This window comes from Gammaproteobacteria bacterium (assembly GCA_029882975.1).
Classification (GTDB): domain Bacteria; phylum Pseudomonadota; class Gammaproteobacteria; order SZUA-152; family SZUA-152; genus JAJDNG01.
Genome location: JAOUJW010000038.1, coordinates 20,735 through 40,625 on the forward strand (window position 1 = coordinate 20,735; position 19,891 = coordinate 40,625).

15 protein-coding genes are annotated in these 19,891 nt (G+C 45.9%); 8 read left to right on the forward strand and 7 right to left on the reverse strand.

All coding sequences use genetic code 11. The features are described 5' to 3' along the window. Position 1: 1 nt before the first annotated feature. Positions 2–739, reverse strand: a complete 738-nt coding sequence (locus tag OEY58_20245; GenBank protein MDH5327792.1) for a response regulator — start codon at positions 737–739, stop codon at positions 2–4. A gap of 187 nt (positions 740–926) precedes the next feature. On the opposite strand from OEY58_20245, the gene OEY58_20250 reads away from it, so the two are divergent. Then, positions 927–1,430 carry a Spy/CpxP family protein refolding chaperone gene (locus OEY58_20250; GenBank protein ID MDH5327793.1) on the forward strand — a complete coding sequence of 168 codons (504 nt, stop codon included), beginning with the start codon at positions 927–929 and terminating at the stop codon, positions 1,428–1,430. Between the two features lie 200 nt (positions 1,431–1,630). On the opposite strand, the gene OEY58_20255 is transcribed toward OEY58_20250, so the two are convergent. Continuing rightward, positions 1,631–2,167 carry a hypothetical protein gene (locus OEY58_20255; protein MDH5327794.1) on the reverse strand — a complete coding sequence of 179 codons (537 nt, stop codon included), beginning with the start codon at positions 2,165–2,167 and terminating at the stop codon, positions 1,631–1,633. Positions 2,168–2,369: 202 nt separating this feature from the next. After that, complete coding sequence (locus tag OEY58_20260; GenBank protein MDH5327795.1) at positions 2,370–4,487, reverse strand: beta-propeller fold lactonase family protein; 2,118 nt, start codon at positions 4,485–4,487, stop codon at positions 2,370–2,372. 286 nt (positions 4,488–4,773) lie between these two features. On the opposite strand from OEY58_20260, the gene OEY58_20265 reads away from it, so the two are divergent. Then, complete coding sequence (locus OEY58_20265; GenBank protein MDH5327796.1) at positions 4,774–5,625, forward strand: helix-turn-helix domain-containing protein; 852 nt, start codon at positions 4,774–4,776, stop codon at positions 5,623–5,625. Between the two features lie 57 nt (positions 5,626–5,682). Beyond that, complete coding sequence (locus OEY58_20270; protein ID MDH5327797.1) at positions 5,683–6,039, forward strand: VOC family protein; 357 nt, start codon at positions 5,683–5,685, stop codon at positions 6,037–6,039. Positions 6,040–6,062: 23 nt separating this feature from the next. Here OEY58_20270 and OEY58_20275 read toward each other — a convergent pair whose 3' ends face one another. Further along, positions 6,063–7,025, reverse strand: a complete 963-nt coding sequence (locus OEY58_20275) for a hypothetical protein (GenBank protein ID MDH5327798.1) — start codon at positions 7,023–7,025, stop codon at positions 6,063–6,065. Positions 7,026–7,409: 384 nt separating this feature from the next. Here OEY58_20275 and OEY58_20280 point away from each other — a divergent pair, with 384 nt between their 5' ends. Then, positions 7,410–7,952 carry a DUF3575 domain-containing protein gene (locus OEY58_20280; GenBank protein ID MDH5327799.1) on the forward strand — a complete coding sequence of 181 codons (543 nt, stop codon included), beginning with the start codon at positions 7,410–7,412 and terminating at the stop codon, positions 7,950–7,952. A gap of 48 nt (positions 7,953–8,000) precedes the next feature. On the opposite strand, the gene OEY58_20285 is transcribed toward OEY58_20280, so the two are convergent. Continuing rightward, positions 8,001–13,502 carry a fibronectin type III domain-containing protein gene (locus OEY58_20285; GenBank protein MDH5327800.1) on the reverse strand — a complete coding sequence of 1,834 codons (5,502 nt, stop codon included), beginning with the start codon at positions 13,500–13,502 and terminating at the stop codon, positions 8,001–8,003. A 366-nt stretch (positions 13,503–13,868) separates the two neighbouring features. Between OEY58_20285 and OEY58_20290 the strand changes: the two genes are divergently transcribed. The 3 genes from OEY58_20290 to OEY58_20300 all read left to right on the forward strand — a co-directional run bounded on the left by OEY58_20290 (position 13,869) and on the right by OEY58_20300 (position 16,356). Beyond that, on the forward strand, positions 13,869–14,240 hold the full coding sequence (locus OEY58_20290; protein ID MDH5327801.1) for a DUF6174 domain-containing protein: 372 nt from the start codon (positions 13,869–13,871) through the stop codon (positions 14,238–14,240). Between the two features lie 133 nt (positions 14,241–14,373). After that, a complete protein-coding gene (locus OEY58_20295) occupies positions 14,374–14,697 on the forward strand; it encodes a protease inhibitor I42 family protein (GenBank protein ID MDH5327802.1) in 324 nt (107 codons plus the stop codon). A gap of 18 nt (positions 14,698–14,715) precedes the next feature. Further along, positions 14,716–16,356, forward strand: coding sequence for a C1 family peptidase (locus OEY58_20300; protein MDH5327803.1), 1,641 nt, complete (start codon positions 14,716–14,718; stop codon positions 16,354–16,356). 103 nt (positions 16,357–16,459) lie between these two features. Here the strand turns inward: OEY58_20300 and OEY58_20305 are convergent, their stop codons facing one another. Together OEY58_20305 and OEY58_20310 are read right to left on the reverse strand one after the other, a co-directional pair. Beyond that, complete coding sequence (locus OEY58_20305; GenBank protein ID MDH5327804.1) at positions 16,460–16,906, reverse strand: hypothetical protein; 447 nt, start codon at positions 16,904–16,906, stop codon at positions 16,460–16,462. Positions 16,907–17,170: 264 nt separating this feature from the next. Then, positions 17,171–17,797 carry a response regulator transcription factor gene (locus tag OEY58_20310; protein ID MDH5327805.1) on the reverse strand — a complete coding sequence of 209 codons (627 nt, stop codon included), beginning with the start codon at positions 17,795–17,797 and terminating at the stop codon, positions 17,171–17,173. A gap of 367 nt (positions 17,798–18,164) precedes the next feature. Here OEY58_20310 and OEY58_20315 point away from each other — a divergent pair, with 367 nt between their 5' ends. Beyond that, positions 18,165–19,880: a hybrid sensor histidine kinase/response regulator gene (locus OEY58_20315; protein ID MDH5327806.1), complete on the forward strand. Its 1,716-nt coding sequence runs from the start codon at positions 18,165–18,167 to the stop codon at positions 19,878–19,880. Positions 19,881–19,891 lie beyond the last annotated feature (11 nt).

Sequence of the window (19,891 nt, forward strand, 5' to 3'; positions counted from 1 at the left end):
ATCACGACTTGGGCAGCTCGGTTTTGCGTTCCACTTTTGTTGACAAGACATAGCCTTCACCGCGTACGGTTTTTATAATGGACGGTTCCGGCCCGGTATCGTTGAGGCGTTTACGAACTCGCCCAACCTGTACGTCGATACTGCGATCAAAGGGTATGGTTTCACGACCTCGAGTTAAATCCAGTAATTGATCCCGGCTTAACACCCGATTGGGATGTTCCAGAAACACCCTTAGTAAGCGGAACTCCCCATCCGTCAAAGCGATGATAACTCTTTGTGGTGAAACAAGTTGTCTGCCAACCACATCCAAACCCCATTCATTGAATACATAAAACTTGGTTTGAGTCGCTTCTGAACTCAACGGAACTCCCTGGGTTCGGCGCAAAACGGATTTGATCCGTGCTAACAATTCTCTCGGATTGAATGGTTTGGGTACATAGTCATCGGCCCCCATTTCCAAGCCTAAAATTCGATCCATGTCTTCGCCCCGGGCAGTGAGCATAATGACGGGTGTGCTGGAAAGGGTGGTATGTGCCCGTAAATTCCTGCATAAGGTCAAACCGTCATCACCGGGCAGCATTAGATCCAGCACGATTAAGTCCACCTGATGTCGATCTAACGCCGCCCACATGCCACGACCGTCTGCTGCCGTTGTTGTTCGGTAACCGTTACGCTCCAGATAGGTTTGCAGTAATTCCCGTAGTTCTGCGTCATCGTCAACTATCAATATATTTTCCATGGTTTCCTTTTACAATAAAACACCCCATCCAATCAAAAAACTTTGTAACTCAATGTAACAGATCGCGGTTCTGACATGTTTTGTTACCAAAGCGGCGGTTCTTGACATCGAATTGTTACCTAAGCCAACTACATTTTAATCAGAGTATGAAATAAGTTTAGTCCACACAAGCAGAGGAGTTAATAAGATGAGCATTATGACGAAAATGGTTGGCGCAACAGCACTGGGTTTGACAATTGCGGTGGCTATTCCCGTGCTGGGCCATGGCGGTGCCGGTATGCGTGGTACGCAAGGTGGCGGCGATTATGATCATGGACCGGGCCATATGGGTATGAACTTTGGGCAAATGCACGGCGGAGCAATGCATCCGGGGCAAATGCACTTTGGAGCAAATACGGACGAGGCTCTTGGCACTCTTAAGGACTCACTGAAACTATCCGAGGAACAACAGCCTGCATGGAATCAGTTTGAACAAGCGGTAAAATCTATGTTCGATAATCACCCTCAATGGGGCAGTGAAAATGGCGAGGTTGAATCACATTTTGCTCAAATGGAACAGCATTTCGCCAACATGAAAACCGTGTTTGAGTCACGCAAAGCGCTGTATGAGACGCTGACCGATCAGCAAAAAGAAACTATCAACAAAACATTGCCCGGCCCGTTCGGACATCACTACGGCAAAAATGGATAACGGTTAGTGCGATACCTGTGGCAATCGCGCAACAACGATCATTGGGCAAAAATAGTGGAAGCAGTATTAACAGCTGCTTCCTTTTTTGTAGGCCGTAACTGTGGGTTTCCCAGAAATGGGGTCATAACCCAATTAGGAATTTTGCCAAATATAGGCTTCAACCGGTGAAATAGTCTTGCTATGGGGTATCTTCAAAACATCTAAGATGGATTGTATTCCTTAAGAGACTCAATAAAAGGTTTGCCGGCACCCTTAATCCACAATAGATCGTCTTTGTGTTTGGCAATGTATGCAAGTCGACTAAATATCGCCATCAGGATTACAACCAGAAAAATCAGCATTGATACCGACAGCGCGATCGGTTCGTCAAAAACGATCCCCAGACCTAATAGTGATAAAGTACCCAGCAGGGCTGACCATTGCACAATAAGAAATTGCTTACGTTTGCGTAGATGCAGTTCGCACAGTGGTAGATCAATAGTAAATTTTTTCTGAAAGATCACTACCAGGATAAGTGTTATCAAAAGGTTGATAAACAGTGACAAATAGATCCAAGGATTAACGTAACTGAGTCGTAACTTTTTTCGCTTAGATGTTTCTTCGTTACACTTGAAACAGCGATTTGGCAAAATCACATCTTTGGGCATAACTACATACTTTTTTTTGCGCTTGATGGCGTCAGCGTCTAAACGGGTATCGATCAGGCTGCTTTTCGGAGAGGCATATATGTTATCCATGGTCACTCGCCAGTTTGATATTGGTATTGGATCTTACAAACATATCGGAAAAGTGCCTGAATTCTTTAGTGGCATTAATAAAACCCGAAAGTGCACCAATTTCCTTTTGGTTCAGAAAATGTGAGTCGCGTGTTCAGCATTGAAAAGGTTGGGATAGTTGATGATCTGATCTGAAATTAGAAAACACGGTAGTCGTCTTGGTTTATTGCCACCGATTGACGATGGCAATACCCTTGGCAGCGGGCGCCGCAGGTGTGGTAGCTGTGGCTAGGGGGCTCAGAGTGCCATCGGCTCGAACCTCATACTGCAGAATGGTATCGAGATTTTGTACCGAGACATATACGAATCGACCACTATCATCAATGCTGATGTGAGTAACGCTGATGTTGTTGCCTCCGGCGTCTACGCCGGCGGGGTTCATTACCGTAAGCGAGCCGTTATCGTTGACATGATACTGAGAAATGGTGCCGCTTAGATTATTAGCTACATACACATGATTACCGTTTGGGTGGATTGCGATGGAGTAAGGCGTTAACCCTGTTGCTGTGGATGTCATCCCGGTTGCCTGCAAAATCCCATCAATAACATTGAACTGATAGATTGTGTTTGCAGCTATCACATAGGCATAGTTTCCCGATGGATGAATTTTTATGTCCTGTTGTCCGCTACCTATGGACACGGGGTTGGCTGCCGAAGCCAAGGTGCCGTTAACGAAAACTTCGTACTGGTAGACATTGGGGTCCGTAGTGTGGGTGATATAGACATGACTGCCGGACGGGTGAACGGTAATATTATTGGCTCCAACACCTGTGGTGACCGGTGCATTCAGGTTGGTGAGAGAGCCTGTAACGTTTACTTTGTAGGGTGTAATGGTGCCGCCGCCGGCGTCACCCATACTGAGCGCGTAAACATACCGACCAAGAGGACCGATGGCGATACCCAGGGTGTTGGTGCCCTCAGGGATGACCGTAGCCGGGAGCATAGGAGAGAGCAGGCCCGTATCTTCCAGGGTAAACTGGGCTATGTTGTTTGTCATCCAGTTAGCAGCATAAAGAAACCTGCCAGCTGGATCCGCAACAATGTCCCAGGGCGTGTTGGCAGAGGTGACGGTCGCGGGGGTTTTCGTCGTCAGTTCGCCGGTAGCCGCAATATTAAACTGATGCAGGTAATTGCTGCTGGATTCCGCTGCGTAGAGGTATTGGGGTACAGATTTTGGAGCAGTGCCGCCATACACTAATGCCAGGGCTAACGCTGAGCTAAATGCCGGTATTGGCTGTACATCCAGGGAAGACAGACTGCCGTCGGTACTGACATTCAGCATACCGATGTCTTTACTGTCGAAATACGCCTGAAAAGCGTGTTGTCTATCTCGGGAAATTGCGAGGGCGGTCGGTGAGCGTCCTGCATGGGAAAAGTCACCACCAGGGTGTGCAGTTAAACTGCCGTCGGTACCAACACTGTACAAGGCGGTGTACCCATCACCCAGGTCCAGGACATAAAGCACACTGTCATCGTGGCTGAGTTCTAGGTCGGAAGCACTATTGTTTACTTGAAAGGTGCCGATCTCGGTGAAGCTATAATCTGTGTTGATCCTAAAACGATGGATCAGGCTCGTGGTGGAATCCAAAGAGAAGGCGTAGTTCCCGGATGACGTTATGACCAGAGCAACAGGTGCTGTACCGCTGTCGACAGGCAGTCCGGTGGCCGTCAGTGTACCGTCGGCAGCGCGATCAAAATAGGCGATACCGCCACTACTTTGATGCAGGGTATAAACCCGCTTGCCACTTGGGTGTATCAAGATGTCGTCCGGACAGCTTCCACCGCTTGAAATAATGGGTGTATCACCCAGCGGCGCCAAGGTACCATCGCTGCTGATGCTGAACTGATAAATTTCACCGGCCACACTGCAGTTTGTGGCATAGAGGTTTTTACCGAGGGTATCAATGACGGCGGACTGGGCTTCAATTACGTCAACAGGTGAAGGTGCGAGCATAGTCAACTTACCTTCACCGCTGATCGAAAACTGGGAAATGGAATCGCCGGCGCCATCCACAGAATAAACAAATCTCTGGTTGGGGTGTACCACCACATCAACGGGCCATGTGCCTGTCTCTGTCCGGTCTACATAATACAGTCGGCCGGTATCTTCAGATACTGCGTAGGAGGAAATGCTGCTGTCTGCAGAATTAACGGCGATCAGATAGCGCAGTGCATTACCTGTCGTTATTTCACCGCTGGTATTATCAGAGGAATTTCCGCCGCCGCAGGCAGAGACAAGAAAAACAATAACTAACAGGAGGGTAAACCGCGAAAACAGCATGGGCTAAATTCCTTACAATACATTCAGGAAAAAATATCAGCTTTTATAAGGCAACGGTACTCGACATTTGTCGATACTTATTCCTCGGAAAAAGTTCGAGGAAAAAGGCTTTTTTAATCTCATTTGGAATTAGCGCTAGTCTTAAACTTCGCCCGGATTCTCCATGTCATCGATAATTCGTTGTTTTATTTAACTAATAATAGTGAAAGCTAGAAATCATCTCAGCTTTGGGTAGTCATTCAAGTGCTTGACATTAAAACCTCTTAATGTGACCATAAGGTCACATATGGGAGACTCTAGCCAAGCCGTCTGGAGAGCGCTAAACGACTCGACACGGCGTCAGATTTTGGATTTATTGCGAGATAAACCGCGCACCACCGGTGAACTTAGTGAGATTTTGGAAGCTGAGATGAGTCGGTTTGCGGTCATGAAGCACTTAAAAGTGTTGCAAGAATCGCGATTAATTTCTATTCGTCGACAAGGGCGGCAGCGCTGGAATTATCTCAACGCCATACCTTTACAGCAGATCTATGATCGTTGGATGAAGCCTTATGAGGCATTGTGGGCCGAAAATTTACTTCGAGTTAAACATCTAGTGGAGCGAAAGCAAGAAATGTCGGATTCATCAAACAAAAAAGTAGACTCAATTCGTATCGCACAGGATGTGCTTATCCATGCTAAAGCAGAGAAAGTATTCAAAGCATTGGTAAATGATATGGGGGCTTGGTGGGGACTGCCTTATCTGAGGAACCCTCACGCCACTAATATAGTTTTAGAGCCTCGCGTCGGCGGTGTTATGAAAGAAGTGTGGGGTGATGAAAATGGCGTAGAAGGGGCTGAATGTGCACGTGTTATCAGCTTTCAACGGAATACCTTGCTCGAGCTTAGTGGTCGTTTTGGACTGGATGGAGCGGTTATGAGTGTTGCTCGGTTTGAATTGGAGGAAGCGGACGGTGCCACAACAATTAAATTTTCTCACCACATCATTGGCGACGTTGATCAACAAGTTCGAGAGATGTACCAATTTGGCTGGAAGGATCTTTTAGCCACCCGGTTGCGCCGCTATGTAGAGCAAGGTGAGCGTTATGGGGTGGGCCATCCTTTACCGCCGGGGTTGAGTTTTCCGAATTTACCATAATGATACCGAGTAACAATAAAAGTATGCAAACACAATAAATAACGACTGGGAGGATGCATGAATAGACCAACACATTTTGAACTTACTGCTGAAGATCCGGAAAAACTAGCCGGTTTTTATAGCCAGGTATTTGGATGGCAAATCAGCAAATGGGAGGGGCCGGTAGATTATTGGCTCGTATCCACCGGAAATGATGCTGACAAAGGCATTAATGGCGCTATTATGGGCCGTAACAATGTTCAGCAACCGGTTGTAAACACGATTGAAGTAAGTTCTCTTGACGAGACATTTGCCACAGTGACCAGCAACGGCGGTAACAAAGTAACTGAACCGATGGAAATACCGGGCGTTGGTACCTTTGCCTATTGTGTTGATCCTGGCGGTACTTTGTTCGGAATATTACAACCGGCCTAAATTAAATCGGACACTTTTTTAACCTAGCGTTTCGACACAGGGGTCAAATACCATTTGATGGCGTCCCGAACCGATCTAGGAAAGAATGTTCCGATACGAGGGTCCATGATGCCGATGCCCAGGTGGGTCTCTTTCTCAGGGGCCTTAGGTTCGTATTCACGGAGCCTGGCGGTGGCGCGGTCCGTCTTCTGTGTCGCCAGCATCATGACGGCCATTACCCGGGCCATGCCATCGCCTTGTCCTGACTCGATAATGTCGCACAACTTCAGGTCACGATTCTGCGTTTTGCTAACAGACAACGCTCTGACTGCACTAACCTGGGTATGAAATGCCTTTGCCGATAAGAACGGCTCCAATACCTTCATGGATAGGGAATATCGCAAAATATACGCGGACTCCAGAGCTATATGCTGGCGAAAAAACATTCTGAATTGCTCCGGGGTGTTGCTTTGTCCCAGCGGTGCAGGCGCGTGGGTCAGTGGTTCCAGAATCAGGGATTTGATCTCCCCATCCGGACATACCCCTTCATGCAGCGCCTTGAATAAGCAGATTTGGGCGCGCTCATATGTGCGGGCCTTCAGGCTGGTCTGATGCATGCTGATTCGGAAAGTACCGGCGACTTCGCCGTTGTCCCGGAGAAAATCGCTTCCCGCAGTGGGGCTGGATAGAAAAAATTGTCCCTTATCCTGGCGCAGATACATATAATATTGACGGCCCTGGATATGCGGAAATTTTGCATGGGCATGATCACCGCTGATGCTGCTATAACCCGTATCGTACCCGCTGATTTCAATGGTTTCCTGAGTTTTAGTACCAATCAGATGTTTTATCAGGCGAAGCTGCAACTGTTCACCGCTTTTTTGTACCTTATACAGGGCCAGTGTCTGTGAGCGGGCAATGACCTCTTCTTGCCAGGGTTCATCCCAACTCGTCGCATTGACGCTGGTACAGAAAAAAAGAAAGAAAAACAGTGGAATGTGTCTCATTTGCAAAGTCCGATGTTTGTGTTGATATCTGTATCGGCTCATCGCGGCACATACTTTTGCAAGGCGAAGGAATTCGTTAGAAACTGTGCACTGTTCCCAGTTTCTTGGTAAACCCATGTCTGCATCGGAAGCCGGGGGAAAGGCCTATTCCTGTTAACAATGGTTAAGTGAATCCAGTGAAAAAGTATAAATCTGAATTACTCATTTTCACTGAAAGAATAAACGCGTTTTCCGGCCCAATCAAGCGCTCAACTATTTTCAAGTTACCGAGCGTGTCAACAATTGACTCGAATTCCGAAACTATTGGAAAATAACTAAGACTTAAGTACTAGAATAGTAGTTTTACTAAACAAAAAAGGGGCAGGAAACCATCGCATTTACTCAGTGGCTAACTATCCCCTTCTCACGCCGGCGACGGTATCTGCACAGTCCGGTGACTGGAATGTACGTACCTCACCCTTGAGCGATTTATTTGGTATTTATAACGTGGAACTGGATTATGCCGTCAATCAGAATTGGGCGTTGGGACCCATGTATAACCGTTTTGATTTTGAGTATTCGGATACAACCATAGACAGTAGCATGTGGGGTGTTCGCGTTAACTATTATTTGAAAAATGCATTGGAAGGCGGATGGGTAGGCAGTTTGTCGGCCGGTTACGGCACTGTGGATATTACCAGGCCGGGTACGGTTAGCGGAGTGCCGGTGGAATTTTCCACCAGTACTAGTGTGCGTGTGTATACGGCTCTATTTTCTTATCAGGCTATGTGGGATTCTTTTAATATGATGTTCGGTTTGGGGGCGTCGTATTTTTCCATGCCGGAAACGGTGGTGGGCACCTATGGCGTTGATGCGTTAACCATCGATACGGGTTTTATCAGCGGTATAGTACCCAACGCTGAGTTTAGCATGGGATGGCGTTTCTAGTTTTTACTTTGAATCGGATCATGCCCGCTAGACGATGCGCTGTTATTGTTATTGGTAGGTGACGAAGCTATTAAAATACACCGGTTGTGTGCCTGTCCTCACGCTGGGAGTGCTCATGGGATTAAGGCCGCCATCGATCCCTACGGTGTATTGCGATACCGTGTTGCTGGTTTTGTTGGTAACATAAATATAATTCCCGGAAGCTTCCGCATGTATGTGGGTGGGATTTATTCCCGTGGGCACTGTGGCGGTTGTCATGGGTGTAAGGCTACCGTCTGCTTGTACATTGTATTGCGATACTGTATTGCTGGTTTCGTTGACGACGTAAGCGTAATGGCCTGTTGGGTGAACTGCTATCGCATTTGGGTCCAATTCGGTAGTTACAGTAGCAATCGACATAGGTACCAGTGAACCGGTAGGGGTAACATTAAATTGCGACACATTATCACTGCGCCGGTTGCTGACATATGCGTAATTCCCGGAAGGATGGATGGCAATGGATAAGGGGTATGACCCTGTCGCTACCGTTGCAGGTCTCATAGGCTCCAGGACAGGAATGACAAAATTGTGAGTTCGGTCGACTGTGTACTGATTTAAGTTGGCGCTAAATTGATTAGTCACGTAATAATATTGGCCGGTAGGATGCATAACCGAGTCATATGGCCCACTACCGGTGTTGGTGATGGCGATAGGAATGCGTACTAAACCATCTACGGGGTCTTCATTAAAGGTGACTACATAACCATTTTGCATATTGGCAGCAAAAAGATAGTCACCGGCATTATTTGTGGCGATGGCTCTGGGACCGCCCCCAACCGAAATGGCACCTTGATTTCTGAGAATTAAATTACCCGTAAGGTCTATATCGAAAAGCTCAACGGAACCGGAATGCCGGTTGATGTAGGCGCGTTTACCGGTATGATTCAGGGCAATTATTTTCGGACTGGGATTATTTGGTCCCAATGATACAGTTGCCGGAGTATTGGGTTGCAGCATTCCATCGGCACCGAAAATGAACTGTGAGATATCACCGGAGCCTTGATTGGCGACAAATGCAATACCGCCAACGGGTGCGGCCGGAACATTACCAATTCCCATGTCCATATCACTACTCCAACCGGACGCGCCTGAGGATTCATCGTAACGTATAACATGGGGAGCGTTTTGCGACAGGCTGCCATCCGCATTTACCAGCATTTGGTGTACCATGACACTGAATCCATACATGTAGCTGCCCAACGGGTCGACTACAATACCACTGCTTCCAAAAGCCTCGATGGACATAAGCTTTCTTATATTACCTTCTTCGTCGATGCTGTATTGTCCGGTTGTGGTATCTGCGACTTCCGGTTCAGACAAGGCAATATAGACATATTTACCTGATGGACCCTTATTAACACCATAGAAACGACCCGGTAGAGGTTGAGGCGCAGGTTCCAGGGAGCCATCCGGGCCGATCGAATAATATTCAGAAGAATATTGAATAAACAACCATCGCCCCGATGGGTCTACCGTCGGTTTTCCTGTAGCAATAGCCGGTACTACACCGGGAACCATGGGTGTTAATGCTCCCGTGGTTTGGTCAATAGAAAATTGAGAAATGGTAGGAAGACGAGTATCAATTTCACGATTGATGGAGTACAGATATTTTCCGGATGGGTGCATGGCGGCATGACGGGCAAAGTTGCCTACCGTTACTGAATTGATTCCTGAGGTGCTACCGCTGACCGGATCGATGGAGGCCCCGCTTACGACGTTATTGCTGGAACCTCTACTGCTTACGGAATAAATAAAACGGCCGGAGGGGTGCATGGCTATTCCGGTTGTGGGGTTAAACGAAAATCCACGATAAACTTCGTCCAGACGCCCATTGCTCAGATCATATCGGAATTTACCACCTTCGCTAATGGCAACATAGGCATACTGTCCGTTAGGGTGTATGGCCAATCCGATAGGGGTATTGTCCATCTGAAACTGGTCTATTAACTTCAAACGCCCGGAATCGTTATCCAGCCAATAACTGGAAAGAATTTTAGTTCCGGGATTGGAGGTAACTACATAGCGGCCATATGTGATGGGAATACTGGCTGACAATTCCACCTGATTGGTGTCTACGTTTCTCGCTTCGTCACGAGCCCTGACTGTTACATAGTATGTACGTCCTCCTGCCATATTGTATAGGGTGTAATGAGTAACGCCCGGATGGGTAATATAGTGCGGTGGTTCGTTAAAGTTCTGGGTTCCGGCGGTCTCCGAGACATAAATATGATAACGAATATTACCCGAGAGACTGCTGTTATCGTTGGCCGCGGGCCAACTTAACTGAATTTGTGTGCCGCTGCTGCTGATTGTGCTCAAACCGCTAAAACTCGGTGGTGTAATCTCAGGAATACCACGTAATTCTACTGTATTTGTGTCTTGGTTGCCTTCCAGGTCACGTGCGCGTACTACATAAAAGTATCGACCACTTTCCTGTAAACCTCCTATGATATAACTGGTGGCGCCCGTCACGCTGTAGTTGGGGGTGGTAAAGTCCTGTCCACCGGAGGTTGTGGACGCATAGATGTCATATACCATGTTTGCCGCATTGGTGCCGTTGTCGATGGCATCGCTCCAGTTTAATCTCAATTCACTGTTGGAGACAGTGTAAACTGAATTTAAACCGCTGAACTGAGGTGAGGTTCCGTCTATGGTGGTGGCACCCATGCTAATACTATTACCATCATTCAACCCATGCTCGTCTCGGGCACGAACGACGAAATAATAAGTTCTAAAGTCAGAAAGACCACTAACCAGAAAACTAGTCGCTCCTCTGGGGCTTGTGTAGTCGGGGATGCTCAAATGGATTGAAGAATGGTAGATTTCATAAATTATGTTTTCGGAAGTAGTGACATTGTCACTGGCAGGTTCCCAGCTAAGGAGTATTTCACTGGCGCTAACTGCGGTGGCGGACGCCAGTCCTGCAAAAGTAGGGGCGGTGCCGTCTGGGGTTCTTGTGCTTCTTTCGTTGAGATTACCGTCTAAATTACCGGCTTGGTCTTTTGCACGTACTACAAAATAGTAATTTGTATAGTCGTCTAACCCGGTTATAAGTTTATCGAGTGTGGTAACGGAATAGTTTGGAGTACTGAAATCCTGACCTCCGGAAACGGTAGACATATAAATATTGTATACTATGGTATTGCCGGCGGATACGTTGTCGCTTGCCGCGGACCAGGTCAGGTATATTTCTCTTGAGCTTCTTGCAATAACTCTGCTTACGCCGGAAAAAATCGGCGAGGTTTCATCGGGTGTGGTGACGCTGAGCTCAACGGTATTGAGATCGCGATTTCCTGCCTCATCCCTGGCCCGGACTACGAAAAAGTATGTTCTGCTGTCATTCAAGCCAGTGGCTTGAAACGTTGTCACACCGGGGGCAGTGGTGAAGTCCGGCGTTGAGAAATCCTGTTCACCAGAGGTAGCGGCAAGGAAAATGTCATAAACCAGATTTACCGACTCACTGAGGTTATCAACAGCAGCAATCCAATTCAATTCCACCGTGCTGCCATTTATAACAGTTGTACCTTGCAGTCCGGTGAAAACAGGTGGTGTAGCATCAAGTGTGGTGGCACTGAGTTGTATTGTATTGGAATCCAAATTACCGGCGTCATCGCGCGCTCGCACGCTAAAATTATATTGCGTGTTTTGTATCAATCCATTTACAGAAAAAGTTTGCATGCCCGGAGAAGTGGCTGTGCTCTGACTATTATAATTTATGGGTTCCGATCCCACCGACATATAAATTTCATAAATGATCTGGCCGGCGGATGAAACATTATCGCTTGCCGGGTTCCACGAAAGATCTATTTGTGACGAGGATACGACTGTTGCTCGGGCTAATCCTGAAAACAACGGGGCAGTACCGTCTTCGGTGGTAACGGAATGCTCTACGGTATTGTTTTCCCGGTTACCGGAGTTGTCTCGAGCCCGAACAACAAAATAGTAAGTCGTAGAATGGTTTAACCCGGTAACAAAAAAGAATGTAATGCCCACCTCAGTAGTGTAAGAAGGTGTAGTAAAGTCCTGCCCGCCGCTGTTGGTAGACATGTAAATATCATAGAGGACCTGTTGTCCATCGTTGTTATCCAACGCCGGTCGCCAACTCAATTCAATACTATTTCTACCTATGGAGAAGGCGTCAGTTATTCCTTGAAAAACCGGAGGAGTTGCATCAAGGGTGGTGGTAGTAACTTCCACTGTATTGCTATCCCGGTTTCCGCTTTCGTCTCGGGCTCGGACCACAAAATAGTAGCGGGTAGCTTCATTTAAGCCATCAATACGTAAACTCGTAGCACCGGGTGTACTTGTGTAGGAAGCGGTGCTGAAATTTTGTGTCCGCGAAGTCGTCGCAATGTATACATCGTAAACCAAGTCAGCACCGGCACTAACATTATCACTGGCAGTCCGCCACTCTAAATCGATGCTATGGATTCCCGTTGGTGTTGCGGATTGGAGTCCGGCAAATTGTGGTGCAGTTACATCGGGTATTTTGGCCGAACGTTCAACCGAATTGTTGTCTCTATTACCCGTGCCATCACGGGCGCGGACGACAAAATAGAAGATTTGACCAACCGGTAAGTCTGTCACCTGATAGCTGGTAGAGCCTGCCACACTGGAATAATTGGGGTTGGAGTAGTTCTGAGCCCCGGATGATGTGGATACATAAATATCATATGCAATGCTGACAGATGGGGATTCATTGTCGGAGGCGGCGTTCCAGCGCAATAAAATTCCGTCAACCGAACCGGAGGCGGAAACAATACCTGCAAAAACGGGAGGCCGGGTGTCGGGTGCCTGTGGAATGTTGACTTGCGCTTCAACAGTATTGGTATCCAGGTTGCCTGCTTCGTCCATCGCTCTGACAACGAAATAGTATGTATTGCCGGGTGCTAAACCTGTAAGCGTGTAAGAAACAGAACCCGCCAGAGCGGTAACATCCGGGTTTGAGAAATCGTGTGTACCGGATGCCTGTGCGATGTAAATTGCATAGCGTATAGCCTGCGAAGCTGATTGATTGTCGTTGGCAGCGGCCCAACGTAGCTCGATGCCGGCCAAAGTGCTGTTTGCGGAACTAATCCCGCTGAAAGTGGGGGGGACAGTATCGGCAGGCGGTGACAGGGTGGTGGCGGAAGCCTCAACGGTATTGGCGTCTGTATTTCCTGCTGTATCGCGTGCTCTTACTACGAAGTAATAGGTTCTATCGGCTTCCAGCCCATCCACTGTGTAAGTTAAAGCGCCTGCCAGGCTTTGATGACTGGCGCGGGAGAAATCCTGACTGGAAGCTGTTTCGGCGACATAGATTAAGTAAACCAGATTGGCAGAATCGGTTCTGTCATCCTGGGCGGCTGACCATTCCAGCTTAATGCTTGATGCGTTTTGGGTTGTGGCGATGCTTATACCATTGAAAACGGGTGCTTGTTCATCCTGGGGAGTTTGTTGTTGCGCGGAATTCTCAGATCCACCGCAAGCGCTTAGGGTGAGCAACAAAAACAACAGCAGCAGGTTTTTCATACGCTAAACCTTGTTTAGATTGGGTAGAAGTTGTCCGGTGGTCATTCCACGGTAACATCAGGACCTGTGCAAACATACATTGTGTGGTGCGAAAATACTCTTGTACAGTCGACATTTGTCTATTTTTTTCAGTGGGATGTGGAAAGTCCAAACCGATTATCGGTCAGTTATGAATAAATGAGAAAATGACGCGTGCTATAATTTGTTTGGCTGTTGTTCAAAACTCACTTCGGATGGTTCAAGTGATTCTGGTTTTATGTTGAGCGAAAAATGAGCAAGTTACTATTTGTGGTGTTACTATCTGTCATTTTGTCGGGGTGTGGATTTGACAAGAAAACTTACGATCCTGCAATCGCTCGATCAATAATGGAGGAAAACAAGGCTAAATGGAATGGACAGAGAATACGTAATTACCACATAGCCGAAAATGTTGGTTGTTTCTGTCCCATTACTCACAACGTTATTATAATGGTATCCGATTCTGTACTAATCCATGTAGAGCCCAATACTAACCTGGGTGAAGACCCCACGCAGATAGCTCTTTCGCTTTATTCTTTCTATAAAACCATAGATGAGTTATTTTCAGAGATTGATTCTGCGATTACCAATGGCGTCGACAATTTAACAGTCGAATATGACTCCGACTTGGGGTATCCGACTTTTATTGATGTAGATCCCATATCGAGCGGAGTCGATGATGAATACTCTTATAAAATTTCATTACTGGAAATCTATTAATGTTTCGCTATTTTGTTGGCTTCCGCTTTAGGATGTGGGGTCACTTAGGATTGGGATAAGCGCAGCGGCAGGCGACACTGAATTTTGATCGAGATCAATTGTTTATATCTATAAGTGGACTAAATATAATATAGTGGATAAAAAAATATTGTCGTTGTCAGAAGATGATCAAGGTAACGAAATCCATATTCAAGGTGTATCCGTATTGGAGTTTAGTTTCGTTGAAACTTCTTCTACAGGTTATGTTTGGGGGCTTATATCTATATTGCCCAAACAAATCCAATTTATCGGAAAAGAATACCATGCTGCCACAGACGATACAGGAGGCTCTGGAACAAGAAAATTCCGATACAAACTTATTAGCTTGGTTGATACAAACATGAGCTTTGCTCTAAAACGGAAATGGGAACCAATATCCGCTGCTACCAAAATAGTGACATATCGCTTGGTTCCATAATCAAACAAGGAGAATGATATGCCAACTAAAGCGCAAATTCTTCAAAAACGAATCCGGCTCGCGAAAAACATTGGTTGGGTTGCCAAAAAGACTCCTTTTACAGATTTCACCAAAGACAAGAAAATCGCCATGTTGGGGTGTATTGCTTCTCCAAAGGAAACCAGTTTTAAGGAGAGGGCCGTTAAAGCTAAATCAGCATTAGCGGCACACCTTAAATTGATGAGCGACAATCCGGCGGTATACAAACAAAAGACATCAGGCGCTCCTCAAACGTTCGATTGGAGAAACGTTCACGGACGAAATTTTATTGATCCTATTAGAGATCAAGGACAGTGTGGATCATGTGTGTCACATGCAACAGCAGCAGGTTTGGAAGCAAATGCACGTATACATAATGATTTGGCGGTTAACGATACGACGTCTATTCCGTTGGATTTGTCAGAGGCATATTTACATTTTTGTGCCGCTGGGAGAAAGTGTGATCAAGGATGGTACGTGGATAATGCATTGGACGTGGCCAAGAAAAACGGAGTACCTTCAGAAGAGTGTTATTCCTATCAAGCAAAGGACCAGTCATGTTCTGTGTGTAACAACTGGCGTGATCAGGTAACGCAAATATTCAAGTATCAGTCTATTAACTCAGTATATCTAATGAAGGCGTGGCTTTCTGAAAGAGGGCCACTAGTTACTCGATTTGATGTTTACGATGATTTTTTCGATTATTCAAGTGGTGTGTATCGTTATGTGGATGGCGATCGTGCAGGTGGTCATGCAGTTTTGTGTATTGGCTACTGCGACACAAGGAAGGCCTGGTTATGTAAAAATAGTTGGGGTACCGGATTCGGAGAAAGCGGCTACTTCTGGATTGGTTACGGTGAGTGTGGGATAGATGAATCAATGTATGCAATTGATGGTTTCAAAAAAATATCCGGCTTGCCAGTACGGCCGTTTTTAGAATGGTGGGAGGAAAAAGATTACAAAGGCGCCAGACATGTTAAATATTTATCCAACTTTGCCTTGGATGTATGCCATAGGCTTGTTCATAACGATAGAATGAAGAGTCTTAAGTTTCACGCTTCCCCCGGGTGGAGATTAAAAATATTTGATGATTCCGGTTGTAAAACCAGTGATGATTGGGCAGAAGTCACTTTTCCCAATGACCAAAATGTTAAAGTGGTATGTGTTCCTAAAATTGGAAAACTTGGTGTTACGCAAGTAACTCCGGCCGGTTGTTATAAATTACATCGGAAAAACGGACTGTTAGGAAAAGTATCTGCTATAAGAATTTATAAAGATGAAAAACGCGGTACATTAGTATGGTGGGAGGGTAAAAATTATACGGGTAGGAAACACACTCGTTACCTTAATCCCAGTGAGCACGGTAAATGTCTCGTATTAGTTAACCAAGACAAAATGAAAAGTCTGAAATTGTATGCATTTCCGGGATGGAAGTTGGAGCTTTATGACAAGTCAAGCTGTGACAGAGGCGATGATTGGGGTGAGGTGATGTTTCCAAATAATTCCAGTGTTTCGGTAGTAGAGCTGCCGAAAATAGGAAAAAATGGAGAATCTCAAGTTAAACCGGCTGGTTGCTATAAACTTCACAAAAAACAGGGTCTCCCAGGTCAGGTATCGTCTATTAAACATTTCGGACCATAATGTACTGAATAATAATTAAACCGGGGTCGAAGCAGTTCTGACCCTGGTTTAAGATTTGACTTAAGATTCAGGTTTTGTCCCGGTTTTACTCTGGTTTGACGTGTTAGTCGTCGAAGTCCTCCCCAATATATACTCTATTTGCGAGATCGCTGACAGTGACTACATTATAGCCGGCTCTACCCAAATCGTGGGTATGTCTATGGAAATTTTGGGATATTACTTCCAATGCGGGATGGGGGCTGTGAGATTTTTGTTTAATAAAATTGCCAAACTCGTGCGCTACTTTCAAACCGTTGCCTTTTATATCGGCCCACACCATATGATACAGTGTGTTTAGATATTTGATTCGTCCTACACTGATTCCGTTGGACAAATCGAATACATCCATAATCAAGTCTGTGCTAAATGACTTGGTTGCCATCTTAAATGCTGTATGTCCAATTTTAGTACAGGCTATGTTTTGCCGGGTCAAGTATTCGTCCGGTGTTAGACTGTCCAGAAGATATACCGCGCCATCGTTTTTTAAGGTAATAACCGCAGACAAAACCATTGCTCCCTCCAGAGACTCTCTTTGTTGTAAGCTAATGTGTACGATTGTTAATAACTACCGTTTAAGGTTAATGGTCAATAGGGGATGTAAAAAATGTGAAAATTCACATTCGGATTTATGATCCGCTTTTGGCCTGTCAACACATAAGGCCTAAAGGCCTCAGCATTAAAGGATGATATCGGGTTCGGGGATTTTTGTTTAGCCGATAAAGCTCGGTTTTGGTTCTAATTCGATTTTACAGTCACGATGGGGGTGGCGATGGGATTAATCGTTTACTAACCCAAGTTGTCGTGCGATGTATACAGCTTCGGTGCGGTTGGAGACTTTCATTTGTCGAAAAATGATGGTCAGATACGAGCGTATGGTAGCGGCAGATAAATGTAACAGAGCAGCGATTTCTTTGTTGGTTTTACCTTGAGCCAGTAGACCCACGATTTCCAGTTGACGCGAAGTGAGGTTCTCTACCAGTTGCTCGGCTTGAAGATTGTATTGTATTGCTGATTTCGCAGCATCCGGGACAAACACACCGCCTTTTAGGACGACCGAAATAGCGTTACAGAGTTGTTCATGCGAAAAGGATTTTGGGACATAACCGCTTGCACCGCGACTGATGGCTCCATAAATCAAGGTTGTGCTTTCTTCCGCGCTCAATACAATTATGGGGGAGTTCTCCAGGAGATTGTTTAATTGACCAAGCAAATCAAAGCCGTTGGCCCCCGGTACTTTTAGGTCTAAGATGACCAGATTGATATCCGGATTTTCCTCTGCCAGGCGGCGGGCATTAACGGCATTATTTGCTTCCAGGTAAATATAATCCTCAAATGTATCCGCAAATATATGCTTCAAACCATCACGAACCAACTGATGGTCTTCTACTACAAGTATTTTCATTGTTGATTTTTCAAGAGAATGTGTAGACAACCGCTTATTCATGTTTTGATTATTTAACGCATTAACCAATTGAAATATGTGCGACTAATCTATTGGTCGCGACCATGTTATATTAATTTTGTATTTCGTAAAATTATATACTATTTGATTTAATATTGATCCGCCTGTATAAGTCAATCGTAATTTTCCTTGGTGCAGCGAGTATTCCCGGTTTTGGCAATATTCACCTTTTCTTGTTGAGGGTAAAATAATTGTTATATTACCAAAGCTTACAATTGAATTGGAATTCCGCTGTTTTAGCAAATACGCGTTAGGACGATACCTGAATTAAGCACCAAAATCTGTAGAACGCCGAGCATTAAATTCAATGGCAATTGATAAAAACATAAAAGACCAAGTATTTAGGGCGCAAATTTCGCAGTTGTTTGTCCAGTTCAAAGGCCTGCCGTTGGTGGGAGTCATAGCGGGTTCCATGCTGACCTTTTTAATGTGGGATGTTGTCGAGCATACTAAAGCGTTAATTTGGTTCAGTTTAAACTTGATTTACTATGGGGTTTGTATCCCTGCAGTCGTTTTTATTGAGAAGCATTATAACAGCGGCCGGGTGCATAGTACGGCATCATTGGTGATTTGTGCGGCGGGAGGCGTAATCTGGGGTTCGACAGCATATTTCCTTGATTCACCCGGAGCGGTATTTCACGAAATGGCTTTGCTGACTTTTGCGGTTGGCGTCGCTTCGATAGGAGCTATTATTTATGTTTCTTACCGCCCGGCTTTTTATGCGCAGGTCATACCGGAGCTGGTTCCTTTTATTATCAAGTTTGCCATTGCTGAACAACCGCAGTACCTGGAAGTTTCCGCCTGTGTAGCATTCTATTTGATTATATTATTATGGTTTAATCGATTTCTGTATGACGCATTTATAGAGGCTTTGTATCTGCGTTTTCAACTAGCCGAACAAAAAGAACTGGCTGAGAATGCCAAACAAGCCCAAACTCAGTTTTTCGCGGCAGCAAGCCATGATTTGCGCCAACCTCTGCACGCTTATGGATTGCTGGCGACTTCGCTTCGAAAACATGCTCCTTCCCCCCAGGGCCAACAGATTTTGGACACCATGTCGTCTTCAATGGATGCCATGCGTGGTCTGCTTGACACTGTGTTGGATATCTCCAGGTTGGACGCCGGGGCAATGGTGCCGCAAGTGACACGGTTTGATATCCAACCTTTAATGGAGCAGTTATTTTTAGAACAAGAGTCCGCAGCAGCCGAACGTGGTAATAGGTTGGTGTTGAGGACCGTATCGGCAGAAGTAACGACCGATCGGGCATTTTTAGAGCGAATTCTACGTAACCTTATAGCGAATTCCATACAATACACCAAAAATGGGACTGTGCTTCTGGCTAGCCGGCGAAGAATTGGTAGTGTTCGTATTGAGGTGAGGGACTCGGGTCGCGGAATTGCAAAAGATTATCACGATAAAATATTTCGCCCTTATGAACGGATAGCCGGTTCCGACAGCGATAATCCTACCGGTATGGGATTGGGGCTGGCGATTGTACAGCGCCTGGTTAAACTATTGGATGTCAAGTTGGGTTTCCGGTCCCAGGCCTCTATGGGCTCCATTTTCTATATTGATTTTCCCTTGGCCGGGGGTAACGAACCTTTGGTTGTGGATCAGGAAAACGATAATTTCATGGATCTCGGCGGCAAGAAGGTTATGGTCATTGATGACAACAAGACGGTTTTGTTTGCACTGCAATATTTACTTCAAGGATGGGGCGCCACAGTCGTCAGCTTTGACAGTGGGGCGAAGGCGGTTGAGTATCTTGAGTCCGCAGAATATACATCACCGGATTTGATGTTAGTTGATTACCAATTGCCCGGGGAAAACGGCTTGGAGATTTTAGGTAGAGTGCATCAAATTTGCCAAAGAAAAATCCCAGCCGTAATGATGACTGGAGATACCGCAGTATCGAAGATAATTGCTTTTTCCCGCTATGATGTCAATGTGTTATACAAGCCGGTAGCACCGGAGACTTTAAAACGCGAAATCGTTAATGTATTGGGTGACAGCTCGTTCTAATTTCGCACAAC